A 24601-nucleotide genomic window follows, 5' to 3' on the forward strand; every position below is an offset into this window, starting at 1 on the left:
TGTGGGTTCCTTAGGCCGTGACGGCGTACGCGGCGCACACGGCGAACGCAGCGTGGCCCCGACGTCAGGTCTGGGGCCACCGGTGCTGCGCGTGTGCTGCGGGAGCAGTCTGTCAGATCAGTCCGAGCCCGGATACGGCCTCGCGCTCGTCGATCAGCTCCTGCACGGAGGCGTCGATCCGGGGCCGGGAGAACTCGTTGATCTCCAGGCCCTGGACGATCTGCCAGGAGCCGTTCGCGGTGGTGACCGGGAAGGAGGAGATGAGGCCCTCGGGCACGCCGTAGGAGCCGTCCGAGACGACGGCCATGGAGGTCCAGTCGCCCTCGGGGGTGCCGTGCACCCAGGTGTGGACGTGGTCGACGGCGGCGTTGGCCGCGGAGGCGGCCGAGGAGGCGCCCCTGGCCTCGATGATGGCCGCGCCGCGCTTGGCCACGGTCGGGATGAACTCCTCGGCCAGCCAGGTCTCGTCGCCCACGGCCTCGGCCGCGTTCTTGCCCGCGACCTCCGCGTGGAAGATGTCCGGGTACTGGGTGGCCGAGTGGTTGCCCCAGATCGTCAGGCGGCGGATGTCGCTCACGCTCGCGCCGGTCTTCCTGGCCAGCTGGGTGAGCGCGCGGTTGTGGTCGAGGCGGGTCATGGCGGTGAACCGCTCGGCCGGCACGTCCGGGGCGGCGGCCCTGGCGATCAGGGCGTTCGTGTTGGCCGGGTTGCCCACGACGAGGACCTTGACGTCGTCGGCGGCGTGGTCGTTGATCGCCCTGCCCTGCGGCTTGAAGATGCCGCCGTTGGCCTCCAGCAGGTCCCCGCGCTCCATGCCCTTGGTCCGCGGCCTGGCGCCCACCAGCAGCGCCACGTTGGTGCCGTCGAACGCGGTGGCCGGGTCGTCGGTGATGTCGATGCCCGCGAGCAGCGGGAAGGCGCAGTCGTCGAGCTCCATCGCGGTGCCCTCCGCCGCGGAGAGGGCCGGGGTGATCTCCAGCAGCCGCAGCCTGACCGGGGTGTCGGGACCGAGCAACTGGCCGGAGGCGACCCGGAACAGGAGGGCGTAGCCGATCTGGCCGGCCGCGCCGGTAACGGTGACGGTGACAGGAGTGCGGGGCATGAGTGGCCTTCCGAAGTCGGAGAGTTCGGACGTGAGTCGGGCACCGATCCGGCACCGGGCTCAGGCGGCGGATCAGGTGCGCGGTGGGGGAAATATAGGGGAAATATCGGACAGTCGAGACAGTGTCGGCCGGTCCACGCCAGATTAGCCGAAGGCCCCCGGCCCACCTGCGCCGGGGCGGCGGCACGGCGGCCGTGCGGCGGGGGCCGCGCCGGCCGTGCGCCGGGGGGCGCGGTGGCGGTGCGCCGGGGGCCGCGCCGGCCGTGCGCCGGGGGGCACGGCGGCCGTGTGCCGGGGGGCGCGCGGAGCCGTTCACCCGCCGGGTCCGGCGGTGCGCGCGGGGCGGTGCGCCGGGCGGGATGGGCTGTCGGAGGGACCTGAGACAATGGATGGCATGGCCACCGAACGCCCCACAGAGCGGCTCCGGGTTCTCTCCGGCATCCAGCCCACCGCAGGCTCGTTCCACCTGGGCAACTACCTGGGTGCCGTGCGCCAGTGGGTGGCGCTCCAGGAGACGCACGACGCCTTCTACTCGGTCGTCGACCTGCACGCGATCACGGTCCCGCAGGACCCGGCGGCGCTGCGCGAGGCCACCAGGCTGGCCGCCGCCCAGCTGCTCGGCGCCGGCCTCGACCCCGAGCGCTGCACGCTGTTCGTGCAGAGCCAGGTGCCGGAGCACGCCCAGCTGGCCTGGGTGCTCAACTGCGTGACGGGCTTCGGCGAGGCCGCGCGGATGACGCAGTTCAAGGACAAGTCGGCCAGGCAGGGCGCGGAGAGCACCACCGTCGGCCTCTTCACCTACCCGGTCCTGCAGGCCGCCGACATCCTGCTCTACCACGCCCGCGAGGTGCCGGTGGGCGAGGACCAGCGGCAGCACATCGAGCTCACCCGCGACCTCGCCGTGCGGTTCAACGGGCGCTTCGGGGAGACGTTCACGGTGCCCGGCGCCTACATCCTCAAGGACGCGGCGAAGATCTACGACCTCCAGGACCCCGCGGTCAAGATGAGCAAGTCGGCCTCCTCGGCCAAGGGCATCGTCTGGCTGATGGACGAGCCGAAGACCTCGGCGAAGAAGCTGCGCAGCGCGGTCACCGACACGGACACCGTGATCCGCTACGACCCCGAGGCCAAGCCGGGCGTCAGCAACCTGCTGTCCATCTACTCCGCGCTGACCGGGATAGGCGTGGCCGAGGTCGAGGAGAAGTTCGCCGGGCGGCTGTACGGCGCGCTGAAGACGGAGCTCGCCGAGGTCTTCGCGGAGTGGGTGACGCCCTTCAGGGACCGCACCCGGCAGTTCCTCGACGACCCGGCCGAGCTCGACCGGCTGCTGGCCAGGGGCGCCGAGAAGGCCAGGGCGGTCGCCGCCCCGACCCTGGCGAAGGTCATGGACCGGGTGGGCTTCCTGCCGGCCGGCTCCTGACCGAGGCCACCGCGGGCGGGCCCCCGGGCGGGGCGGCCCGCCGGAGCGGCGTCCCGGCGCGCGGGAGGAAGGCCCCGTGCCGAGGCCGGGGAGCCGGGGAGCCGGGGAAGCCGGGGAAGAGGCCCCCGTACGGGGGCCGGGAAAGCAGGCCCCGTACGGGGCCGGGAGAGAGGCGAGGACGAAGGAGGACCTGTCGTGGGGACGGTGACGCTCGGCGTGTCGATCGCGGTCCCCGAGCCGTTCGGCAGCGGACTGCAACGCCGCCGCCTCGGCTTCGGCGACGCCGCCGCGGCGGGCATCCCCACCCACGTCACCCTGCTGCCGCCCACCGAGGTCGAGGCGGCGGCCCGCCCGCTGATCGAGGACCACCTCGCGGCGATCGCCGCCGCGGGCCGCCCCTTCCCCCTGCGGCTTTCCGGCACCGGCACCTTCCGGCCGCTCACGCCCGTCGTCTTCGTCCGGGTCGCCGAGGGCGGCCGGGAGTGCGGCCGGCTCCAGGAGCGGGTGCGCGAGAAGGGCGGCCCGCTCGCCCGCGAGCTGCCCTTCCCCTACCACCCGCACGTCACCGTCGCGCACGGCATCGCCGAGGAGGCGATGGACCGCGCGCAGGCCGAGCTCGCCGGGTACGAGGCGGCCTGGACCGTGGGCGGCTTCTCGCTGTACGAGCAGGACGGCGCCGGGGTCTGGCAGCAGCGCCGGGAGTTCCGCTTCCCGGCCGGGCCCGCGGGCGGCCCGGCCGGCTCCGCGCTGGAGCGCGCGGCCCCCGAGGCCGCCTGAGGCCGCATGGGAGCGCCGGGCCGGGGAAGGCGCCCGGTGCGGGGGGGCCGTCCCCTGCCGGTCACGGTGCGTGGCCGCCGTCGCCGCGCGGCGCGCGTCGCCGCGGCGCCGACCGTAGCGTGGACAGGATGGATTGGCTGACCCGGCTGCCCTGGATCGGCCCGTTGTTCACGCGGTTCTTCCGCAGCCGCGTGTGGCGGGTCTACCGGCATCTGGACGAGCGGGCCTGGACCCGGCTGGCCGCGGCGATCACCTTCACCAGCTTCGTCACGCTGTTCCCGGTGCTCGGCCTGGCCGCCGCGCTCGGCGCCTGGCTGCTCACCGACCACCAGCTGGGGCAGATCCAGGACTGGATCTCCGACCAGGTGCCCGGCATCTCCGACCAGCTCGAACTGCACGCGGTCTTCGCGCACTCCCACGCGATCGGCATCGTCTCGCTGATCCTGGTGCTGCCCACCGGCGCCAGCTGGGTGGACGCGGTGCGCGGCTGCCTGCGGGCGCTGTGGGACCTGCCCGACCCCGAGGAGAACCCGCTGCTGCGGCGGGCCAAGGACGTGGGCGTGCTGGCGGGGCTCGGCGCGCTCACCCTGCTGTCCCTGACCGGCTCGGCCTTCGCGCTGAGCTTCGTGCGCACCCTCGCCGGGCACGGCGCGGGCAGCGTCTTCATCCAGACGGCGGCCTACCTGGGGGCGACCGCCGTCACCTACGTGCTGCTGTCCTACGTGCTGGTCTGGCTGCCCGGGGTACGGCCCCCGCCGCGCTCGGTGGCCTTCGCCTGCCTGCTGGGCGCCGTCGGCTTCGAGGTGCTCAAGCTGCTGATCGGCGGCTACCTCACCGAGGTGGCCACCCGCAACCTGTACGGCGCGTTCGGGGTGCCGGTGGCCCTGCTGGTGTGGATCAACCTGATGGCCAAGCTGCTGCTGTTCTGCAGCGCCTGGACCGCCACCTCGCTCAGTCCCCGTCAGCGTCCTCGTGCCGACGCGCTCGACGCCCAGGAAGGGACCGCAGGGCGGCCGGGGACGGAAGCGGGTGGCGACGGTGGAACAGATACGCCGCCAGGGTCAGCACCGCCAGACCCGCCACGGTGAAGGCGAGGACGAGGAAGCCGCTCACCGGCTGTTCGCTCTCGGCTGAACTCGCCGTCTGCCCCCCGGCGGCCTCCGCCTCCGGGGACTGCTCCGCCTCCTGCTGCCCGGCCCCGGCCGCCGGAACCTGGTCGCGGGGCGGCACCAGCTCGCCGACCGGCCGGGCCTGCCCGGCCGCCGCGAAGCCCCAGTCCAGCAGGGCCGCGGCCTCCCGGTAGACGGCCAGCGGGCCCTGCTCCTCGTCCGGCGCCATCGCGGTCACCAGCAGCACGCGCCCGTCGCGCTCGGCGACGCCGGTGAAGGTGTGGCCGGCCTGCGTGGTGTAGCCGTTCTTCACCCCCGCGATGCCCTCGTAGGGTTCGAGCCCCTGGGCGCCCACCAGCAGCCGGTTGGTGTTCTGGATCTCGTAGGTCTCGCGGTCCTCGCCGCTGCCCTCGCCGGGGAAGTCGGCCCGCGGCAGGGCCACGTACTCCCGGAAGTCGGCGTCGAGCATCGCGTCCCGGGCGATCAGCGTGAGGTCGTAGGCGGAGGAGGTCTGCCCCTCGGCGTCGTAGCCGTCCGGGTTGACCGCGTGGGTGTCCAGCGCCTGGAGTTCCCGGGCGCGCGCGTTCATCTGGCCGACCGTGCGCTCCACGCCGCCGTTCATCGCGGCGAGCGCGTAGACCGCGTCGTTGCCCGAGGCGAGCAGCGCGCCGTGCCACAGGTCCTCGACGGTGTACGTCTGCCCGTCCGCCACGCCGACCGAGCTGCTCCCCTCGCCGAGCCCGGCGAAGTCCTCGGGGCGGGCCCGGTACACGTCCTGCCGGTCGAGGCCGGGCATCACCGTGTCGGCGAAGAGCATCTTCAGGGTGCTCGCCGGCGGCAGCGGCCAGTGGGCGTTGTGGGCGGCGAACACCTCGCCCGTCTCGGCGTCGGCGACGATCCACGACTTCGAGGTCAGGTCCCCGGGCAGGGCGGGGACGCCGGGCCCGCGATCCACCTGGGTGCCCACCTCGCCCAGCAGCTCGCCGCCGACGGTGGACATGTGCTCGGGCGGCTCGGGCGCTCTGCCCTCCGCCGCGGCCATGGCGGGCAGCAGCGCGAGGGCCGGGGTGACTATGGCCGCCACCAGCGCGTGAACGGAGGTCCGAAAAGAGGACGAACGATTGAACGGCACACCGCGAACTTACCGTTGGGCCCCGGGACCCGGGCCAGTGGAGAGGCCCAAACCGGTGAGAGGCCACCGTCGGGTGGGGGATGGGCGTCCCACATACTGGCGGCAGCAGTCGCCGGCCGGCCCGGGAGAGGAACCCCTTCGTTGGACATCATCGTGGGTGCCGTCATCGGCATCGTGCTGGCCGCCCTTCTCGCGGCGGCCCAGTGGTATCTGTGGCGGCGGCTGATACGCGACGTCTCCGCGCCCGGCGGGTGGTACCGGCGCGCCGCCACCGCGGTGGCCTGCGTCCTGCCGGTGACCACGCTGCTTGCGCTGCGCGGCCGGGAGTTCGGGCTGCCCTTCGGCTTCCTGCAGGTGGTCTCCTGGCCCGGCTACTACTGGATGGCCGCGCTGCTCTACCTGCTGCTGATCCTGGCCGCCGTGGACCTGGTACGCGCCGTCCTGGCGCTGCGCGGCCGCCGCCTCGCGCGCCGCGCGGCGCGCGAGGCCGCGCCCGAGGCCGCCGCCGTCTCCGGCGGGGGAGCCGCGGCGGGGGCCGCCGGGGAGCCCGCGGCCAAGGCCGGAGCGCCGCAGACCGCGGGGCAGGAGAGCGAGGGGCAGGAGAGCACGGGGCAGGACGCCGCCGGGCCGGAGAGCGAGGGGCAGGACGCCGCCGGGCCGGAGGCCGTGGGGCAGGACGCCGCCGCGTTCGGGCGGCGGCGCTTCGTGGCGCGCGGGGTGGCGATCGGCGCCGGCCTGGCCGTCACCGGCACCCTCGGCTACGGCACCTACGCCGCGCGCCACCTCACCACCAAGCACGTGCGGGTGGCGCTGCCCCGGCTGCCGCGGGCCGCGGAGGGCTACCGGATCGCGGTGGTCAGCGACATCCACCTCGGCCCGCTCATGGGCGGCTCCCACTGCCGGCGGGTGGTGGACGCGGTGAACGCCACCCGGCCCGACCTGATCACGGTGGTGGGCGACCTGGTGGACGCCGAGGTCGACGACCTGCGCTCCGCCGTGGCGCCGATGGCCGACCTGAGCGCCAGGCACGGCGCGTACTTCGTGACGGGCAACCACGAGTACTACGTGGACACCGGGGCCTGGGTGGACCACGTCCGCGAGCTCGGCCTGCGCCCGCTGGTCAACTCCCGCGAGGAACTGGAGTACTTCGACCTGGCCGGGGTCAACGACGTGAGCGGGGAGGGCAGCGACTTCGGCGGCCCCGACTACGAGGCGGCCCTCGGCGACCGCGACCCGGGCCGCGTCTCCGTGCTCATGGCGCACCAGCCGGTGATGGTGCACGAGGCCGCGGACTGGGGCGTGGACCTCCAGCTCTCCGGGCACACCCACGGCGGCCAGCTCTGGCCGATCACCTGGGTCGCCGCCGCCGCCAACCCCACCCTGGCCGGCCTCGACCGGTTCGGCGACACCCAGCTCTACGTCAGCCGCGGCGCCGGCGCCTGGGGCCCGCCGGTGCGCGTCGGCGCCGACCCGGACGTCACGGTGGTCGAACTGCGCCGCGCCTGAGACCCGTCGGGATGTCCGGTTTTCGTATCAAGGTCTCCTCTGGGTCAACTATTCGCGCCACGTAGGTGTCTTGGATAACGAGCGGGGCACAAACTGACAGCGTGACCGCAACGAAGACCGCTGCCGGCGCAAGGAGGAGCGTGGAGGCATGGCAGAAGATCTCAGAGCCGGAACGGGGGCGGAGGCCGGCGCGGCGGACGCCCTGGTGATCCGTGGCCGGGTGCGGGACGCGCTCGGCGTCGCGCTGCCGCGCGCCGTGGTCACGCTGTCGGGTCCTGACGGCGGGCGCAACCTGGCCAAGACGCGCAGCGCCGACGACGGCCGCTTCACCGTCGCGGCCCCGGGGGAGGGCGACTACCTGCTGGCCGCGTTCTCCCCGCAGTTGGGCAGCCAGAGCATCGTCGTGCGGCTGGACGGCCGCCCGGTGGAGGTGGAGTTCAGAATGGAGGTGCCGGGCGCGGTCGTGGAGTGAGCGCGCCGGCGGGTGCACACCGGATCGCCACCGGCCGCTCGCCCTTTTCCCGAAGTTCCCGGTGCATGACAGAAATCCCTGTGGTTGGCTTGCCTCGCGTGTGTCGTCCGAGAAGGAGCGCGAGGTGCCGAGGACCCAGGGCCGCAGGGCCGTTCGCGGGGCGGTCGCCGCCGGAGTCGCCGTGCTGCTCGTCGCCGGCGCGGTCGGCGGCTGGATGTTTTTCCGCCCGGGCGGCGGCGAGGATCGGCCCATCGTGGTGGGCACCACCTCGGCGCCCACCACACTCGACCCCGGCGGCGCGTACGACACCGGCGCGTTCGCCCTGCTGAGCAACCTCTACCAGTCCCTCATGACCTTCGTGCCCGGGCAGGAGGAGCCGGTCCCCGACGCGGCCGAGCGCTGCGAGTTCACGGACAACCAGCTGACCGTCTACCGCTGCCGGCTCAGGGACGACCTGACGTTCAGCAACGGGGACGAGGTCACCGCCGAGGACGTCAAGTTCTCCTACGACCGCATCCTGGCCATGGCCGAGCGCGCCGCGCAGGAGGCGGCGGACCCGGGCATCCCCGCGGAGGAGAAGTTCTCCTACGCGGGCCCGGCCGGCCTGCTCGCCGGCATCGAGGCCGTCCGCACCGACCGCCGCGACGTCATCTTCGAGCTCAAGCACCCGGACGCCACCTTCCCGTTCGTCGTGGCCGGCAGCGCCGGGGCCATCGTCGACCGCCACAGCTACGAGGAGCTCACGCCGCGCCAGGACGGCGTGGTCGTCGGCTCGGGGCCCTACGTGCTGAGCGACTACCGGCCCAACGAGTACGCCGAGCTCGAACCCAACCCGCACTACCACACCGAGAGCGGCATCGAGGCCCCGAAGGAGCCGGTCACCGTCCGGTTCTTCGTCCAGGGCGAGGACGGCACCTCGGCCGAGGAACAGCTCGCGGCGGCCTGGCACGAGGGGACGCTCGACGTCAACGCCGGGACCATGCCGCCCGACTTCATGGCGGGCGTCAACCACAGCGACCCCACCTTCCAGCTGGCCGAGTCGACCGGCGCCGACATCCGCGTGCTCGCCTTCAACACCGACGCGGACTCGGGCGTATCCGAGCGGGCCGTCAGGCGGGCGGCGGCCGCCCTGATCGACCGGGAGGCGATCGCCGGCCACGCGCAGCACGACACCGTCGAGCCGCTGTACTCGCTGATCCCGGTCGGCTACCCGGGCCACGCCACCCCCTTCTACGATCGCTACCACGACACCGACGTCGAGGAGTTGCGCGCGCAGCTGCTGCAGGCCGGGCTCAGCCTGCCCGTCCACTTCACCCTCGCCTACTCGCGCGGCACCGCGGCCGAGGCCGAGGCCGCCGAGATCCAGCGGCAGCTGGAGGACGGCGGCCTGTTCGACGTGGACGTCGAGTACCACGAGTGGTCGGAGTTCATCCAGCACGTCTACGGGCCGCGGGACTACGACGCGTATCTCATGGGCTGGACGCCGGACTTCCCCGATCCGGCCGCGTTCACCGGCAACATCCTCGGCGAGGGCGACGGCCTGGCCACCGGCTTCCGCGACGAGTCCGTGGACCGGCTGATCGCCGCCACCGAGGCGGAGCCCGACCGCGGCCGGGCCGCCGAGGACTTCCAGGAGATCGACGACAGGGCCGCCAGGTCCGCGCCCGTCATCCCGCTGTGGCAGAGCAAGCGGATCATCCTCGGCGGGCGCGACATCACCGGCATCCAGACCCTCTCCTCGGGCGGCGGGGTGCTGCGCCTGTGGGAGCTGAGCCGCATCTGAGCCCGCCCGGCCCCGCGGGGCAACCGGCCGCGCCGGCTGCGCGAATGGTGATCTTTGCGGCAGGATGCGGGCATGGCACGTTTACGGCACACGATCAGGCTGGCCGCGGTCCAACGCCGGGCCACGGAACGGCTCCTCGCCGCATTGCACGAGGCCATGGAGGGCCTGCGGGTGCGGGACGGGGCGCTGGTGACCGGGCAGGGGCACGCGGTGCGGGGCCTGGCCCTGCACGCCGGGGAACACCTGCGGCCCGGCGCGGCCTACGCGGTGGGCGGCGCCGAGGGCCTCACCCTGCTCGCCTGGGACCGGCGCGAGGAGACCGCCGTGCGCTACGACGCGGTCCAGCCGGAACAGCAGGCGCCGGGCGGCGGAACCACCCCGCCGGCGCGCGCCGTGAGCGAGCTGCGGCTGCGCAGCGCGGAGCGCCCCAGGCGGCTCGAACTCACCCTCCAGGCCGGGCTGACCCGGCCCGACGGGCGGCGGCGGCGCCTGCGCTGGTTCCTGCTGCGCGGCGAACTCGACCTGGAACGCTGGTGGCAGAGCGCGGCAGGGGCCACCGGCGGCGCGCCGCTCACCCTGCGGATGCGGCACCCGCTGCTGCGGGCGGTGCTCACGGCCACCCCGCGACCGGGCCCCGAGGGCGACTGGTGGGTGGACGTGGTCACCACGATCCAGGGCCGCGGCCTGGTCAGGCCGGTGGCCGCCGTCCCGCTGCGCGCCACCCGCGGCCTGCTGCGGCGCGGCCTGGGCGACGCGCTGGGGCGCCTGGCGGAGGACTGGCGCGCCTCGGGCGCCCCGCTGTTCGGCAGGCCCCCGGACGAGGTGGTGGCGGAGCTCCTCTCCCCGGCGCCCCCGGCCGAGCGCTGAGCCGTCCCCCCGGCCGGGGCGCGCGGGCAGGCCGGGGCGCCGGGCCCTACAGCACCTTGCCCGGGTTGAGGATGCCGAGCGGGTCGAAGACGCGGCGCACGGCGCGCTGCATCTCCACGCCCACCTCGCCGAGTTCGCGGGCCAGCCACTCGCGCTTGAGCACCCCGACGCCGTGCTCGCCGGTGATCGTGCCGCCGAGTGCGAGACCCAGGGCCATGATCTCCTCGAAGGAGGCGCGGGCCCGGCGCCGCTCGTCCTCGTCCCCGGCGTCGAAGCAGACCGTGGGGTGCGTGTTGCCGTCCCCGGCGTGCGCGACCACGCCGATCGTGAGCCGGTTCCGCTCCGCGATCTCCGCCACGCCGTCGAGGAGTTCGGCCAGCCTGCCGCGCGGCACGCAGACGTCGTCGATCATCGTCGTCCCGGTCAGGGCCTCCAGCGCGGGCAGCGTGGCGCGGCGCGCGGCGAGCAGCAGCTCCGACTCGGCCACGTCCGCGGCCGGCACCACCTCGCTCGCCCCCGCGGCCCGGCACAGCTCGCCCACCGCGGCCAGGTCGGCGGCGGGCTCCGCGGTGTCGAAGGCGGCGAGCAGCAGCGCCCGGGTGGACTCCGGCAGGCCCATCCGCGTCAGCTTGTTGACCGCCCTGACCGCCGTGGCGTCCATCAGTTCCAGCAGCGAGGGGGTGTGCCCCTCGGCCATGATCCGGGCCACCGCCTCCCCGGCCGCCGCCGAGGAGCCGAACTCCGCGGCGAGCGCCAGCTGCGGCGCCGGGGCCGGCTTCAGCGCGAGCACCGCCTTCACGACCACCCCGAGCGTCCCCTCCGAGCCGACGAACAGCCGGGTCAGGTCGTAGCCGGCGACCCCCTTGGCGGTCCGCCGCCCGCAGCTCAGCAGCCGCCCGTCCGCGAGCACCACGTCGAGCCCGAGCACGTACTCGGCGGTCACCCCGTACTTCACGCAGCACAGCCCGCCCGAGCCGGTCCCGATGTTGCCGCCGATCGTGCACTGCTCCCAGCTGGAGGGATCGGGCGGATAGGCCAGGCCGTGCGCGGCCACCGCCTTGGAGAGGTCGGCGTTGACCACCCCGGGCTCCACCACGGCGAACCTGTTCACCGGGTCGATCTCCAGGATGCGGTCCATCCGCACCAGCGAGAGCAGCACGCAGCCGTCCACGGCGTTGGCCCCGCCCGAAAGCCCGGTGCGCGCCCCCTGCGGCACCACGGGGACCCGCAGCTCGCTCGCGGTCCGCAGCACGTGCTGCACCTGCTCCACGCTCCGCGGCAGCACCACCGCAGCCGCTCTGCCCGCCGGGCAGAAGCTGGCCATGTCATGGGCATAGGAGGCGAGGACATCGCTGTCGGTGAGGACCGCTGACGCGGGCAGCCCCTCGCGCAGCCGTGCGACAAGAGTGCTCATACCCGCAGCTTGGCAGCTCGGCGGGCAAAAGCCCATGCCCCGGGGCGCGCCCGCTCTCGCCTGGCGGAAGGGAACTTCCCCCGCGGCGGGCGCGTCCCGGGCCTGGCGTTCAGACGCGCCGGGTGACCAGGGCCCGCTTCACTTCCTGGATCGCCTTGGTGACCTCGATCCCGCGCGGGCAGGCGTCGGTGCAGTTGAACGTGGTCCGGCAGCGCCAGACCCCGTCCCGGTCGTTGAGGATCTCCAGACGGCGCTCGGCCGCCTCGTCCCGGGAGTCGAAGATGAACCGGTGCGCGTTGACGATCGCCGCCGGGCCGAAGTACTGGCCGTCGCTCCAGTAGATCGGGCAGGAGGAGGTGCAGGCGGCGCACAGGATGCACTTGGTGGTGTCGTCGAAGCGCGCCCGGTCGGCCGGCGACTGCAGCCGCTCCCGGGACGGCTCGTTCCCCTCCGTGATCAGGAAGGGCAGCACGTCCCGGTACGCCTGGAAAAAGGGCTCCATGTCGACCACGAGGTCCTTGAGCACCGTCATGCCCTGTATCGGCTCGACGGTGATCGGCTTGGTGCCCCGGCCGTCCTTGAGGACGGCGATGTCCTTGATCAGGGTCTTGCAGGCCAGCCGGTTGCGCCCGTTGATCCGCATCGCGTCGGAGCCGCACACGCCGTGCGCGCAGGAGCGGCGGAACGTCAGGGTGCCGTCGATCTCCCACTTGATCTTGTGGAGGCCGTCGAGCACCCGCTCCTTGGGGTCGATGGCGAGTTCGAAGTCCTGCCAGGACGCCTGGTCGGAGACCTCGGGGTTGAAACGGCGGATGCGGAAGGTGACCGTGACCAGGTGATCGGCCCCGGCCTCCGCCCCGGCCGGCTTGTCCAGCGTGGGTGTGGCCATCAGTACTTACGCTCCATCGGCTGGTAGCGGGTCTGGACGACGGGCTTGTAGTCCAGCCGGATCGACTCGTTGCCTTCGCTGTCCACCTCGCGGTACGCCATGGTGTGCCGCATGAAGTTGACGTCGTCGCGGTGGGGGTAGTCCTCGCGGTAGTGGCCGCCGCGGGACTCCTTGCGGGCCAGCGCCGACACGACGAGCACCTCGGCGAGTTCGAGCAGGTTCCCCAGCTCGAGCGCCTCCAGCAGGTCGGTGTTGAACCGCCTGCCCTTGTCCTGGATCGACACGTTCCGGTACCGCCTGCGCAGCGCCGTGATGTCCTCCAGGGCCTCCTTGAGGGTCTGCTCGGTGCGGAAGACCATGGCGTTGCGGTCCATCGTCTCCTGCAGGTCCTTGCGGATCTCGGTGACCCGCTCGCTGCCGGTCGACTCCCGCATCCGCGCGACCTCGTCCGCGACGAACTTCTCCGGCGCCTCCGGCAGTTCGACGAACTCCGCGCGCGAGGCGTACTCGGCGGCGGCGATCCCGGCCCTGCGGCCGAAGACGTTGATGTCGAGCAGCGAGTTGGTGCCCAGCCGGTTGGCCCCGTGCACCGAGACGCAGGCCACCTCGCCCGCCGCGTAGAGACCCGGCACCACGTCGGTGTTGTTGGCGAGGACCTCGCCCTGCACGTTCGTGGGAATGCCGCCCATCGCGTAGTGCGCGGTCGGCTGGATCGGGATCGGGTCGGTGTACGGCTCGATGCCCAGGTAGGTGCGGGCGAACTCGGTGATGTCCGGCAGCTTCGCGTCCAGCTGCTCCGGCGGCAGGTGGGTCAGGTCGAGGTACACGTGGTCGCCCTCGGGGCCGCAGCCACGGCCCTCGCGGATCTCGGTGTAGATCGAGCGGGAGACGACGTCGCGCGAGGCCAGGTCCTTCATGACCGGCGCGTACTTCTCCATGAAGCGCTCGCCGTCCTTGTTGCGCAGGATGCCGCCCTCGCCGCGGGCGCCCTCGGTGAGCAGGATGCCCATGCGCCAGATGCCGGTCGGGTGGAACTGGAAGAACTCCATGTCCTCCAGCGGCAGCCCGCGCCGCCAGGCCGCGGCCTGCCCGTCGCCGGTGAGGGTGTGCGCGTTCGAGGTGACCTTGTAGAACTTGCCGTTGCCGCCCGAGGCGAAGACCACCGCCTTGGCCCGGAAGACGTGCAGTTCCCCGGTGGCCAGCTCCAGGGCCACCACGCCCGCGGTGCGCCGCTGCCCGTCCACCTCGTTGAGCAGCAGGTCCAGGACGTAGAACTCGTTGAAGAACTCCACGCCCTGCTTCACGCAGTTCTGGTACAGCGTCTGGAGGATCATGTGGCCGGTGCGGTCGGCCGCGTAGCAGGAGCGCCGCACCGGGGCCTCGCCGTGGTTGCGGCTGTGACCGCCGAAGCGCCGCTGGTCGATGCGGCCCTCCGGGGTCCGGTTGAACGGCAGGCCCATCTTCTCCAGGTCGAGGACCGAGTCGATGGCCTCCTTCGCCAGGATCTCGGCGGCGTCCTGGTCGACCAGGTAGTCACCGCCCTTGATCGTGTCGAAGGTGTGCCACTCCCAGTTGTCCTCCTCGACGTTCGCGAGGGCGGCGGCCATGCCGCCCTGCGCGGCGCCGGTGTGGGAACGGGTCGGGTACAGCTTCGTCAGCACGGCCGTCCGGCTGCGCTTGGTGGCCTCGATGGCCGCGCGCATCCCGGCACCGCCGGCCCCGACGATGACCGTGTCGTACTTGTGGATCTGCATGTTCGTCTGGGCTCTCGTCTGCGCTCTCGTCTGGCTGGGTCTCGCCGGCGCCGTACGTCAGCGGATGTTCGGGTCGAAGGTGAAGATCACCAGCGTGCCGAGCAGCACGGTGAAGACCGTGGCCGTGTACAGCAGCGCCTTCAGCCAGAAGCGCGTGTCATCGTTCTGGGCGTAGTCGTTGATGATCGTTCGCAGGCCGTTGCCGCCGTGCAGCATGGCGAGCCACAGCATGGCGAGGTCCCAGACCTGCCAGAACGGCGAGGCCCAGCGCCCGGCCACGAAGGCGAAGCTGATCTTGCTGACGCCGCCGTCGAGGACGAGCTGTATCAGCAGGTGGCCCAGCACCAGGATGACCAGGACGATGCCGGACAGCCGCATGAAGAGCCAGCCGTACAGCTCGAAGTTCGTCCGGGTGGCCCGCGGGCTGTGCGGGGTCCTGGTCCGCGGCGGCTCGATGAGCGGCGCCGGGTTGTCGGGGGAGAACTCTGAGCCGGCGGCCCGGGTGGTGTCGATCGCCATGGTCATCAGCTCCCGAACAGTTCGCGGAAGGCGTGGTTGAGCACCGGGTAGGCGGCCCCCGCCATCAGCAGGGCCCACAGGCCCACCGCCACCCACAGCATCTGCCGCTGGTAGCGGGCGCCGCGCTGCCAGAAGTCGACGGCGACGACCCGCAGGCCGTTGAGCGCGTGGAAGAGGACGGCCGCCACCAGGCCGTATTCCATGAAGCCCACCAGGGGCGACTTGTACAGGTCGATGGCGTCGTCGTACGCCTCTGGGGAGACGCGGACCAGTGCGGTGTCCAGCACATGGACGAACAGGAAGAAGAAAATGAGGACACCGGTGACGCGGTGCGCCACCCATGACCACATGCCTTCCCGGCCGCGGTACAACGTTCCTGCCGGCACGGAAGAACCCTTCGCAAGCGATTCGGGGCCTGCCGGCTGCTCCTGCTTCCTCGGGGACGTCGGTCGGGCCCGGCCGGATATGGTTCACCGGCCGCCGCCATGGTAGCCGCGGGAGAGGGGTGACCCGGGCCCGGGGGCACCCGACACCGGTTGCCGGGTCGCGTCCTGCGGTTACCGTCGTTGCTATGCGACAAGCGCCATGGCGAATATTCGCGCTGGTCGTGGCCGTCTTCGTGATGGCCACGGGGACGTTCCTCGTCCTCACCCAGCGTTCCGAGACCGGGGTCGCGTCGCCGCCCTCCGCCACCCCCACACAGCCCCCACAGTCCCCCACCGCCCAGCTGCCCGACGGGCCGGGCGGCGAGCCGCAGACCATCCCCGCCGTCCGCTCCTTCGACCCCGCGGAAGGGGAGGGCTGGGCGCCGGCCGAGGGCGTCACCCGCGTGGTCGCCGACTCGGACGGCCCGCTCGACGGCACCGCCGACCGGCTCGCCGAGGAGCTCGACGTGCGGCGCGCCGACGAGGGCGCAAGGCCGGGCGACGTCGAGCTGAAACTGGACGAGGACGCGGACACCGGCCGCGAGGGCTACCGCCTGGTGACCCGCGACCACCGGGTCACCATCACCGGATCGGACGATGCCGGGGTCTTCTACGGGACCAGGACGGTGATCCAGTCCGTGCGCGCGGCCGGCGGCCTGCCCGAGGGCACCGTCTCCGACCGCCCCGACCGGCCGCAGCGCGGCCTGCTGCTCGACATCGCGCGCAAGTTCTACCCGGCCGACTGGATCGAGGACCGGCTGCACGAGATGGCCGACCTCAAGCTGAACCAGCTGCAGCTGCACCTGAGCGACGACCAGGGCTTCCGGGTGGAGAGCTCCTCGCACCCCGAGGTGGTCTCCGAGGAGCACCTCACCAAGGACCAGGTGCGCCACCTGCTCTCGGTGGCCGACTCGCTGCACATCACGGTCATCCCCGAGATCGACTCGCCGGGACACCTCGGCGCCGTGCTCGCCGCCCACCCCGACCTCCAGCTGCACCGCGCGGACGGCTCGGTGACCGAGGGCGCGATCGACATCTCCAAGCCGGCCGCCGGGCGGCTGGTCGACGACCTGCTGCGCGAGTACGGCGACCTCTTCCCCGGCCGCTACCTCCACCTCGGCGGGGACGAGTACGTGGCGCTGATGAGCTCGGACCCCGAGGCCACCTACCCCGACCTGGCCGCCACGGCCCGCGACCGCTACGGCGAGAACGCCGGCATCGCGGACCTGGCCACCGCCTGGCTCAACGACCGGGCGGAGACCGCACGGGACGTCGGCAAGACGCCGCAGGTGTGGAACGACGGCATGTTCGCCGACGGGGAGGTCGAGCCCGACCACGACCGGCAGGTGGCGTACTGGACCGGCCGCGAGGCGGGCGCGCGGGAGCCGTCCGAGTACCTGGAGGAGGGCTTCCGGCTGATCAACAACAACTCCGAGTACCTGTACTACGTGCTCGGCCAGCCCAACGGCTTCACCTACCCGACCGGGCAGCGGATCTACGAGGAGTGGACGCCCGACGTGCTGCGCGGCACCTCGCCGGTGGCCGAGCGCTTCCGCGGCGCCGACCACGTGCCGGGCGGGCGGCTCGCCGTCTGGGGGGACGTGCCCGACGCGCAGACCGAGGCGGAGGTGGCCGAGGGCATCAGGCTGCCGCTTGCCGCCCTCTCGCAGAAGCTGTGGAATCCCGATCGGCCGCGGCTGAGCTGGCAGGAGTTCACCGCACTCGACTCCCGGGTGACGGAGGCGGGCACGGGCTGAGCGCCGCGGGGCGGGGCGGCGGGGCGCCCGCCCGCGGGCAGGGAACAGCCGGGGCCGCCACCCCCCACAGGAGAGACCCCGGCTGTCACCGGGCACGAGTCGCAAGGTCCCGGGCCCGTATCCCCTTCAGCGTCGGCCGGACGTTTTCCGTTACCGAGCGGATACGTCCGGATGCGCCATGGACTTGGGCCCGCGAGGCCGCGTAGCGTTCAGGCACTAGAGACACACAGTCACCAGCCTTGGGAAAGCGTGCGGTGAACGCCGCAAAGGGGGGCCGGGAGTGCAGGGGGCAGACGTGGAGCTGACCGCCGCGGTGCGGGCGGCTCAGCAGGGGGACGAAAGCGCGTTCCGCGCGGTGTTCAGGGCCGTGCACCCGCGCCTGCTCGGCTACGTGCGGACCATCGTGGCCGAGCCGGACGCCGAGGACGTCACCGCGGAGGCGTGGCTGCACATATCGCGCGACCTGCAGCGGTTCAGCGGCGACGCGGACCGCTTCCGCGGCTGGACGGCGAGAATCGCGCGCAACCGGGCCCTCGACCACCTGCGGGCGCGCGGCAGGCGCCCCAGGGAGTGCCGGGCGGACGAGGACGCGCTCGCCGACCTGCCCTCCTCGGCGGACACCGCGGAGGAGGCGCTGGCGGCCGTGGCCACCTCGCAGGCGCTCGCGCTCGTCGCCGAGTTGCCGCAGGAGCAGGCGGAGGCCGTGGTGCTGCGCACCATGTTCGGCCTCGACTCCAGGCGGGCGGCGCTGCTGCTCGGCTGCCGCCCCGGCGCGGTGCGCACCGCCAACCACCGGGGGCTGCGGCGCCTGGCGCAGCGCCTGGAGCTGGTGCAGGACTGAGGCCGCTGCGGCGCGAAGGGACGCGCCGGTAACGGAATCGGCGGCTACGGCGCAGTAAGAAACAGGCCGACTGGTCATCGGCCGGCGGGCAACCCGAGGTCCCCCCCGTACCTCAGGGAAGCCCCAGGCGCGGGCGGGGCGGCATTCCCCCTAGCCCCGCCCGCGCACTCCGGCCCTCGCCGGCGCCGCGTTCCCCGCGGCGGTTCCGTGGCGTTCCCTGTGACCTTCCCTGTGACCTTCCCTGTGGCGTTCCCTGTGGCGGTGTCCCGGGCCCCGGGTGTGCCTTGGGGCGTGCCCCGCCGCCACTCCCGCCGTTCCGGCCTGCCCCGGCGTGCGGCGGCCCGGGGGTTCCCCGGGGTTCCCCGGGAAACAGTCTTGCTATTCGCCCGCCCCGGCGGCTCCCGGCGGCCCCCGGTCCCGCGCCGCGCGGCTGGGCGGGGGGCGCGTTCCGGCTCGCCTTTCCCCCCTTTTCCGCGGCCTGGCCGCGCGTTTGTTCACCTTCTTTGCCTGAAGTTCACCAAAGGGCGTCCGGGGAAAGGTGAACACCAGTGATACGGGACCTGTCCGAGTAATGAATTTCATCGGATAATTGCTCGAAACTGCCAGCTTGGAGCGCGAGTTGGCCGTGAGGTGTCGTGCTGTTAACTGGTTGTTGTGACTGAGTTGGCCCGACCCTCGACCTCGACGCCTACGGTTCATTCCGTGCCCGATTCATCCCCCACGTCACTTCGAGTGGCCGTGCTGGCGGATTCTGACACCAGGTGGAAATGGGGCGCGCTGACCGCGCGCCGGATAGCCCCCGAGTCATCCGTCCACGGCTATCTCCTGCGGGGGCGTGCCACGCCGACCGCGCGGCAGCTGGCGGAGACGAGCACCGGCGTGGACGAACCGCGCGAGATCAACGCCATCGACTTTCTCGCCGAGGTGAACGGAAACGGCGCCCAAGAGAAAGAGCGGCCGTTCGATCTCCTCGTGCTCTCCTGCGTCGGCAATACCGTGCAGGCGATGTTGCACGGCCTGGCCCGCGCCTGGCACGGCACCGCCCGGCGCACCGTCGTCGTCACCGGCTATGTCGGCGTCGTCTACGAGAACCTGACAAGCGGCCTGCTGCTGCGGCACGGCGCCGATCTCATCCTCGCCAACAGCCCGTACGACGCCCGCCGATTCCGCGAGGCTTTCCAGGGAATGCGCGCCGACAGCGCGGCCGTCACCGAATGCGCCCTCCCCTTTCTCGACGGCAGGCCGCACGACCCCGGCGCCGTCGCCCGCGGCGAACGCCCCTACCGGGTGGTCTTCGCCGTCCAGCCCTCGGTGCCCGCCACCCGCAAGGACCGCGCCTACCTGCTGGAGCGGGCCATGGAGCACGCCAGGCGCCACCCGGACCGCGAGGTCGTCCTCAAGCTGCGCAGCAAGCCGGGCGAGCACACCACGCACGTCGAGGAGCTGCCCTACCAGCGGCTCGCCGAGCGCGCCAAGTCCGAGCAGCCCCCCAACTTCCGCCTCTCCTACGGGAACATGGGGGAGATACTCGACGGCACCGACCTGCTGATCACCGTCAGCTCCACCGCCGCCCTCGAATCGCTGCACCGCGGCATTCCCACCGCGATCCTCACCGACCTCGGCGTCCGCGAGCTGCTGGGCAACCACTACTTCATCGGCTCGGGCTGCTTCGCCTCCTGGGACGAGCTCGACAGCGGGTACCTGCCGAACGCCGACCCCGCCTGGCTGGAGAACCAGGGCCTCACCACGTCCACCGAGCACGCCTTCGCCACCGCGCGCGGCCGGCTCGCCGGGCTGCTGGAGCAGGCGGCCGAGGAGGTGGGCCTCCCGCCGCTCGACCCCTACTACACGGTCCGCACCGCCCCCGGCTACCTGCCGGGACTCCTCGCCAGGCACGGCCTCGACGTCAAGGGCGCGCCCAAGTCGGACTACCAGGGCCCGGCGCAGGACACCGGCGTGCGCGGCGCCTCGCGCCGCCTGCTGCGCCGCACCGCCCGCGGCGCCTACCGGGCGGGCGTCCAGCGGGTCGCCCCGCTGATCAGGAGGTGGGGGCAGCTGTGAGCGGCGCGGCGGCGCCCTTGGGCGCCACCCCACGACGTAACCCACCCACCGAACAAAGGGTTCAGGCATGAGCACTGTGCTGGCTGTGATTCCCGCCCGCGGCGGCTCCAAGGGGGTGCCCGGGAAGAACCTCGCGCCGGTCGGTGACGCCCCCCTGGTCACCCGCGCCGTCAGAGAGTGCCGCGCCGCGCGGCTGCTGACCGCCGTCGTGGTCTCCACCGACGACCCCGGCATCGCCGCCGCGGCGCACGCGGCGGGCGCCGAGGTGATCGAGCGCCCCGCGGAGATCTCCAACGACACGGCGACCAGCGAGGCCGCCGTGCTGCACGCGATGGGCGTCTACGAGGAGCGGCACCACGTCGCCGTGGACGTCGTCCTGCTGGTGCAGTGCACCAGCCCCTTCCTCACCCGCGAGGAGGTGGACGGGGTCGCCGCCGCCGTGCTCGACGGCGCGGACACCGCGCTGACGGTGGCCCCCTTCCACGGCTTCGTCTGGCGGGAGGCGGCCGGCACCGGCGGCCACGGCGTCAACCACGACAAGGCGTACCGGCCGCGCCGCCAGGACCGGCCGCAGGACCTGCTGGAGACCGGCGCCTGCTACGGGATGCGCGCCGAGGGCCTGCGCCGGGAGCGGCACCGCTTCTTCGGGCGCACGGAGCTGGTGCGCGCCGACCCCGCGCGGGTGCTGGAGATCGACGACCCGCACGACCTCGCGCGCGCCCGCGCGCTCGCGCCGCTGCTCGACGGCGGCACGTCGGGGCTGGCCGGCTGGCCGCTCCCCGACTACCTGCCGACCCGCGCCGACATCGACGCGGTCGTGCTCGACTTCGACGGCACCCAGACCGACGACAGGGTGCTCGTCGACTCCGAGGGACGGGAGTTCGTCTCGGTTCACCGCGGCGACGGGCTCGGGATAGCCGCCCTGCGGCGTGCCGGACTGCCGCTGCTGATCCTGTCCACGGAGGAGAACCCGGTCGTCGCCGCGCGGGCGCGCAAGCTGCGCATCCCCGTGCTGCACGGCATCGACCGGAAGGACCTCGCCCTCAAACAGTGGTGCGAGGAGCAAGGAATCGCGCCGGAGCGCGTGCTCTACGCAGGCAATGACGTCAACGACCTGCCGTGCTTCGACCTGGTCGGCTGGCCCGTCGCCGTGGGCAGCGCCCACGACATCGTCCGCGGAGCCGCCCGCGCGGTCACCTCCGCGGCGGGCGGGGCCGGTGCGATCCGCGAGATCGCCTCGTGGATTCTCGGAAAGGAACTGACCCAATCATGACCCCAGGCAACCGACTTCGTAAGCTCGGCGACCGCATCGTCGGGCCCGGCCGCCCGGTCTACGTCACCGGCGAGATCGGCATCAACCACAACGGCGACCTGGAGAACGCCCTCGCGCTGATCGACGCCGCCGCCGAGGCCGGCTGCGACGCCGTCAAGTTCCAGAAGCGGACGCCGGAGGTCTGCACCCCGCGCGACCAGTGGGACATCGAGCGCGACACCCCCTGGGGCCGGATGCGGTACATCGACTACCGGCACCGCGTCGAGTTCGGCGAGGACGACTACCGCGCCATCGACGAGTACTGCGCCAAGCGCGGCATCCACTGGTTCGCCTCGCCCTGGGACACCGAGGCCGTCGACTTCCTGGAGCAGTTCGACGTCCCGGCCCACAAGGTGGCCTCCGCCTCGCTGACGGACGACGAACTGCTGCGCAGGCTGCGCGCCACCGGCCGCACGGTCATCCTCTCCACCGGCATGTCCACCCCGCAGCAGATCAGGCACGCCGTCGAGGTGCTCGGCAGCGAGAACATCCTGCTCTGCCACGCCACCAGCACCTACCCGGCCAAGGCCGAGGAGCTCAACCTGCGGGTGATCCACACCCTCCAGGCCGAGTACCCGAACGTGCCGATCGGCTACTCGGGCCACGAGACCGGCCTGCAGACGACCCTCGCCGCCGTCGCGCTCGGCGCCGTCTTCGTCGAGCGGCACATCACCCTCGACCGCGCCATGTGGGGCTCGGACCAGGCGGCCTCCGTCGAGCCGCAGGGCCTCCAGCGGCTGGTGCGCGACATCCGCACCATCGAGGAGTCCCTGGGCGACGGCGTCAAGAAGGTCTACGAGAGCGAGCTGGCGCCGATGAAGAAGCTGCGCCGGGTCAGGGGTGTCATCGCGGAGCAGGAGGAGAACGCCGACCGCGAGCCCGCCGGGGTCTGAGCGGGCCCCGAGTCCGCGAGGCACCCACAGCGCATGTGACAACGGGAGACGGGACGGAACCGCCGCATGAGTGACACCGGGGCGCAGACGCTGGCGTTCGCCGAGAGTCCGGTGCAGCTGCTGAACATACTCGAGTGGGCCCACGCCGCCGCCCCCGGCGCGTTCACGGTCGTCATCCTGCCCCCGCACGACCCCACCACCCGCGGTCAGCTGCGCCGGATGACGCAGCTCGCCGAGGAGACCGGCTGCCGCGTGCTGTGGCGCGAGGCACGCGGCGGCGCACTGGCCCCGCCGCGCGCCCTGGCCGCGCTGGCCGGGCCGCTGCGCCGGGCCAGGCGGCTGGTCATCGGGGACCCGTTCTCCCGTTACCTGCAGGTGCTGCTCTCCATGGCGGGCCGCTGCGACGTCGTCGTGGTGGACGACGGCACGGCCACCATGGAGTTCACCGCCCAACTCGCCCGCGGCGAGCGGCTGGTGCGCTGGCACCGGCCGTCCTCGCGCGGGCCGCGGGCGCTGCTCTTCGCGCCCGTCGCCCGGCGCGCGGTGCGGCGGCTGACCCCGGCCGCCCGGCGCCGCGTCGAGGTGTTCACCGCGATGCCGGTGGAGCAGGTGGCGGGCGTCTCCTTCACCGAGAACACCTTCGCCTGGACCAGGGCCGGCTCCCCGCCGCCGCGGCTGACCGGCGGCGCCGACCTGGTCGGCACCTCGCTGGTGGAGACGGGCGTCATCGACGAGGAGCGCTACGTCGCCGGGGTCGCCCGGCTGGCCGCCGAGCACGGGGTCACCCGCTACTTCGCCCACCGCAAGGAGGGCGAGGAGAAGCTGGCCCGGCTCGCCGAGGCGGCCGGCCTTGAGGTGGTGCGCCCCGACCTGCCCCTCGAACTCGTCGCCCGCCGCGGCCCGATGGGCGCCACGATCCTCAGCTTCCCCTCCACCGTGGTGCACACCCTGCCCCGGGTCCTCTCGGACACCGAGGTGCGGGTCGTCGTCTGCGACATAGCCGAGGGCTGGTTCACCGACCGGGCCACCGAGCGGGCGAGCGGCTTCCTCTCCGCGGTCACCAGCACCGCCCTCGGCGGGCGCGGCGTGACCTCCCTGGCGGCGCCGCAGTAGCCGCGCCGCCCGGCCGGCGGGGGCCGCGAGTGCCGCGGGGAGACGGGCGAAGCACCGCCGGGCCGGGTCGGCCTGAAGGCGCGCTGATGTCCGTCCACGCGCGCGCCGTGAAAAAAAGGAGGCATACCCAGTCACTTGCGACCTTATGCAGCCGGGACTGCGTTCATCACAGTAACTTTCCATGATCGATCGCCATTTGGGGCCTCAACAGCGTTAACCTCGTCACGTGAGTGATCTGCTGTCTCCCGAGTCCACCCTCACGTCGCCAGGGCTGCCGGAGCTCTCCGAGGCCCTGCGGGCCGAGCTGGTCGCCTTCCGCCGGGACCTGCACATGCACCCCGAGCTGGGCAACCAGGAGGTCCGCACCACCGCCGTCGTCAAGGAGCGCCTGGAGCGGGCCGGCCTGGCCCCGCGCGTCCTCGACATCGGCACCGGCCTGATCTGCGACGTACGGCAGCCGGGACTCGAGGGGCCGCTGCTCGCGCTGCGCGCCGACCTGGACGCCCTGCCCATCCCCGACACGAAGACGGTGCCCTACCGCTCGACCATCGCCGGCCGCGCCCACGCCTGCGGGCACGACGTGCACACCACCGTGGTGCTCGGCGCCGGGCTGCTGCTGGCCGAATTGGCCGCGGCCGGCCGCTTGACCCGCCCGGTGCGGCTGCTGTTCCAGCCCGCGGAGGAGGTGCTCCCCGGCGGCGCGCAGGACGCCATCGACTGCGGGGTCCTGGACGGGGTGGGCCAGATCCTCGCGCTGCACTGCGACCCGAAGGTGGACGCCGGCCGGATCGGGGTGCGCACCGGCGCCATCACCTCGGCCTGCGACCGGATCGAGGTCACGCTCTCCGGGGCCGGCGGGCACACCGCGCGCCCCCACCTGACCACCGACCTGGTCACCGCCGCCGCCAAGGTGGCCACCGAGGTGCCGGCCCTGCTGGCCCGCCGCGTCGACACCAGATCGGGACTCGCCGTCACCTGGGGCCGGCTGGAGACCGGCCACGCCGCCAACGTCATCCCGCAGACCGCGGAGCTCTCCGGCACGATGCGCTGCCTCGACCTGGACGCCTGGCACGCCGCCCCCGACCTGGTGCACGCGGCGGTGGACGAGGTGGCCACGCTCTACCGGGCGAAGTCCGAGATCCAGTACGTCCGCGGCGTTCCCCCGGTGGTCAACGACGCCGCCTCCACCGCGCTGCTCACCAGGGCGATGACCGCGCGCTTCGGCCCCGACTCGGTGGAGCCCACCGAGCAGAGCCTGGGCGGGGAGGACTTCTCCTGGTACCTGGAGCACGTTCCGGGCGCCATGGCCCGCCTCGGGGTGCGCCCGCCGGCCGACCCCGCCGCGCCGGCCCGCCGCCCCCCGCAGGACATCCACCAGGGCGACTTCGACGCGGACGAGCGGGCCATCCCGGTCGGCGTGGAACTGCTCGTGGCGGCGGCCCTCCTGGGGTGAGC

20 protein-coding genes and 1 pseudogene are annotated in these 24601 nt (G+C 73.1%); 14 read left to right on the forward strand and 7 right to left on the reverse strand.

The annotated features are described in order from the left end of the window. Positions 1-112 precede the first annotated feature (112 nt). Positions 113-1102 carry a malate dehydrogenase gene (locus D7294_RS01250; RefSeq protein WP_120674479.1) on the reverse strand — a complete coding sequence of 330 codons (990 nt, stop codon included), beginning with the start codon at positions 1100-1102 and terminating at the stop codon, positions 113-115. 394 nt (positions 1103-1496) lie between these two features. Here D7294_RS01250 and trpS point away from each other — a divergent pair, with 394 nt between their 5' ends. The 3 genes and pseudogenes from trpS to D7294_RS32725 all read left to right on the forward strand — a co-directional run. After that, positions 1497-2522: a tryptophan--tRNA ligase gene (trpS, locus tag D7294_RS01255; protein ID WP_120674481.1), complete on the forward strand. Its 1026-nt coding sequence runs from the start codon at positions 1497-1499 to the stop codon at positions 2520-2522. 195 nt (positions 2523-2717) lie between these two features. Further along, positions 2718-3299, forward strand: a complete 582-nt coding sequence (locus D7294_RS01260) for a 2'-5' RNA ligase family protein (RefSeq protein ID WP_120674483.1) — start codon at positions 2718-2720, stop codon at positions 3297-3299. 128 nt (positions 3300-3427) lie between these two features. Continuing rightward, positions 3428-4186, forward strand: a pseudogene (locus D7294_RS32725) (YihY/virulence factor BrkB family protein); the annotation flags it as partial. Positions 4187-4250: 64 nt separating this feature from the next. Here the strand turns inward: D7294_RS32725 and D7294_RS01270 are convergent. Further along, entirely contained in the window at positions 4251-5492 is a 1242-nt protein-coding gene (locus D7294_RS01270) for a D-alanyl-D-alanine carboxypeptidase family protein (RefSeq protein ID WP_338325598.1), read from the reverse strand. Positions 5493-5681: 189 nt separating this feature from the next. Here D7294_RS01270 and D7294_RS01275 point away from each other — a divergent pair, with 189 nt between their 5' ends. The 4 genes from D7294_RS01275 to D7294_RS01290 all read left to right on the forward strand — a co-directional run bounded on the left by D7294_RS01275 (position 5682) and on the right by D7294_RS01290 (position 10168). Next, on the forward strand, positions 5682-7046 hold the full coding sequence (locus D7294_RS01275) for a metallophosphoesterase (RefSeq protein ID WP_338325599.1): 1365 nt from the start codon (positions 5682-5684) through the stop codon (positions 7044-7046). Positions 7047-7194: 148 nt separating this feature from the next. Further along, complete coding sequence (locus D7294_RS01280) at positions 7195-7518, forward strand: carboxypeptidase-like regulatory domain-containing protein (RefSeq protein ID WP_120674487.1); 324 nt, start codon at positions 7195-7197, stop codon at positions 7516-7518. Between the two features lie 124 nt (positions 7519-7642). Continuing rightward, a complete protein-coding gene (locus D7294_RS01285; protein WP_147450749.1) occupies positions 7643-9301 on the forward strand; it encodes an ABC transporter substrate-binding protein in 1659 nt (552 codons plus the stop codon). 72 nt (positions 9302-9373) lie between these two features. Next, positions 9374-10168 carry a hypothetical protein gene (locus D7294_RS01290; protein ID WP_120674491.1) on the forward strand — a complete coding sequence of 265 codons (795 nt, stop codon included), beginning with the start codon at positions 9374-9376 and terminating at the stop codon, positions 10166-10168. Between the two features lie 46 nt (positions 10169-10214). Here D7294_RS01290 and D7294_RS01295 read toward each other — a convergent pair whose 3' ends face one another. The 5 genes from D7294_RS01295 to sdhC form a co-directional block, all read right to left on the reverse strand. Next, positions 10215-11582, reverse strand: coding sequence for an FAD-binding oxidoreductase (locus D7294_RS01295; protein ID WP_241562017.1), 1368 nt, complete (start codon positions 11580-11582; stop codon positions 10215-10217). A 109-nt stretch (positions 11583-11691) separates the two neighbouring features. Further along, on the reverse strand, positions 11692-12471 hold the full coding sequence (locus D7294_RS01300; protein WP_120674496.1) for a succinate dehydrogenase iron-sulfur subunit: 780 nt from the start codon (positions 12469-12471) through the stop codon (positions 11692-11694). Then, positions 12471-14225, reverse strand: a complete 1755-nt coding sequence (gene sdhA, locus D7294_RS01305) for a succinate dehydrogenase flavoprotein subunit (RefSeq protein WP_120674498.1) — start codon at positions 14223-14225, stop codon at positions 12471-12473. Before sdhA ends, D7294_RS01300 begins: the two co-directional genes overlap by 1 nt. Before the next feature lie 57 nt (positions 14226-14282). Next, entirely contained in the window at positions 14283-14744 is a 462-nt protein-coding gene (locus D7294_RS01310) for a succinate dehydrogenase hydrophobic membrane anchor subunit (RefSeq protein WP_120675230.1), read from the reverse strand. 5 nt (positions 14745-14749) lie between these two features. Beyond that, positions 14750-15094, reverse strand: a complete 345-nt coding sequence (gene sdhC / locus D7294_RS01315) for a succinate dehydrogenase, cytochrome b556 subunit (RefSeq protein ID WP_241562018.1) — start codon at positions 15092-15094, stop codon at positions 14750-14752. A 221-nt stretch (positions 15095-15315) separates the two neighbouring features. Here sdhC and D7294_RS01320 point away from each other — a divergent pair, with 221 nt between their 5' ends. From D7294_RS01320 to D7294_RS01350, 7 genes are all read left to right on the forward strand, one after another. Next, positions 15316-16926 carry a family 20 glycosylhydrolase gene (locus D7294_RS01320; RefSeq protein ID WP_120674502.1) on the forward strand — a complete coding sequence of 537 codons (1611 nt, stop codon included), beginning with the start codon at positions 15316-15318 and terminating at the stop codon, positions 16924-16926. A 280-nt stretch (positions 16927-17206) separates the two neighbouring features. Beyond that, positions 17207-17767 carry an RNA polymerase sigma factor gene (locus D7294_RS01325; protein WP_120674504.1) on the forward strand — a complete coding sequence of 187 codons (561 nt, stop codon included), beginning with the start codon at positions 17207-17209 and terminating at the stop codon, positions 17765-17767. A 702-nt stretch (positions 17768-18469) separates the two neighbouring features. Further along, complete coding sequence (locus D7294_RS01330; protein ID WP_120674506.1) at positions 18470-19828, forward strand: DUF6716 putative glycosyltransferase; 1359 nt, start codon at positions 18470-18472, stop codon at positions 19826-19828. 67 nt (positions 19829-19895) lie between these two features. Continuing rightward, positions 19896-21101, forward strand: coding sequence for an acylneuraminate cytidylyltransferase (locus D7294_RS01335; RefSeq protein WP_120674508.1), 1206 nt, complete (start codon positions 19896-19898; stop codon positions 21099-21101). After that, positions 21098-22033, forward strand: a complete 936-nt coding sequence (locus D7294_RS01340; protein ID WP_120674510.1) for an N-acetylneuraminate synthase family protein — start codon at positions 21098-21100, stop codon at positions 22031-22033. Before D7294_RS01335 ends, D7294_RS01340 begins: the two co-directional genes overlap by 4 nt. Positions 22034-22099: 66 nt before the next feature. Then, a complete protein-coding gene (locus tag D7294_RS01345; protein ID WP_120674512.1) occupies positions 22100-23146 on the forward strand; it encodes a hypothetical protein in 1047 nt (348 codons plus the stop codon). A gap of 226 nt (positions 23147-23372) precedes the next feature. Further along, on the forward strand, positions 23373-24599 hold the full coding sequence (locus D7294_RS01350; protein WP_120674514.1) for an amidohydrolase: 1227 nt from the start codon (positions 23373-23375) through the stop codon (positions 24597-24599). Positions 24600-24601: the final 2 nt, after the last annotated feature.

Origin of the sequence: Streptomyces hoynatensis, from assembly GCF_003626535.1 — a bacterium.
In the GTDB taxonomy this organism is placed as follows: Bacteria; Actinomycetota; Actinomycetes; order Streptomycetales; family Streptomycetaceae; genus Streptomyces; species Streptomyces hoynatensis.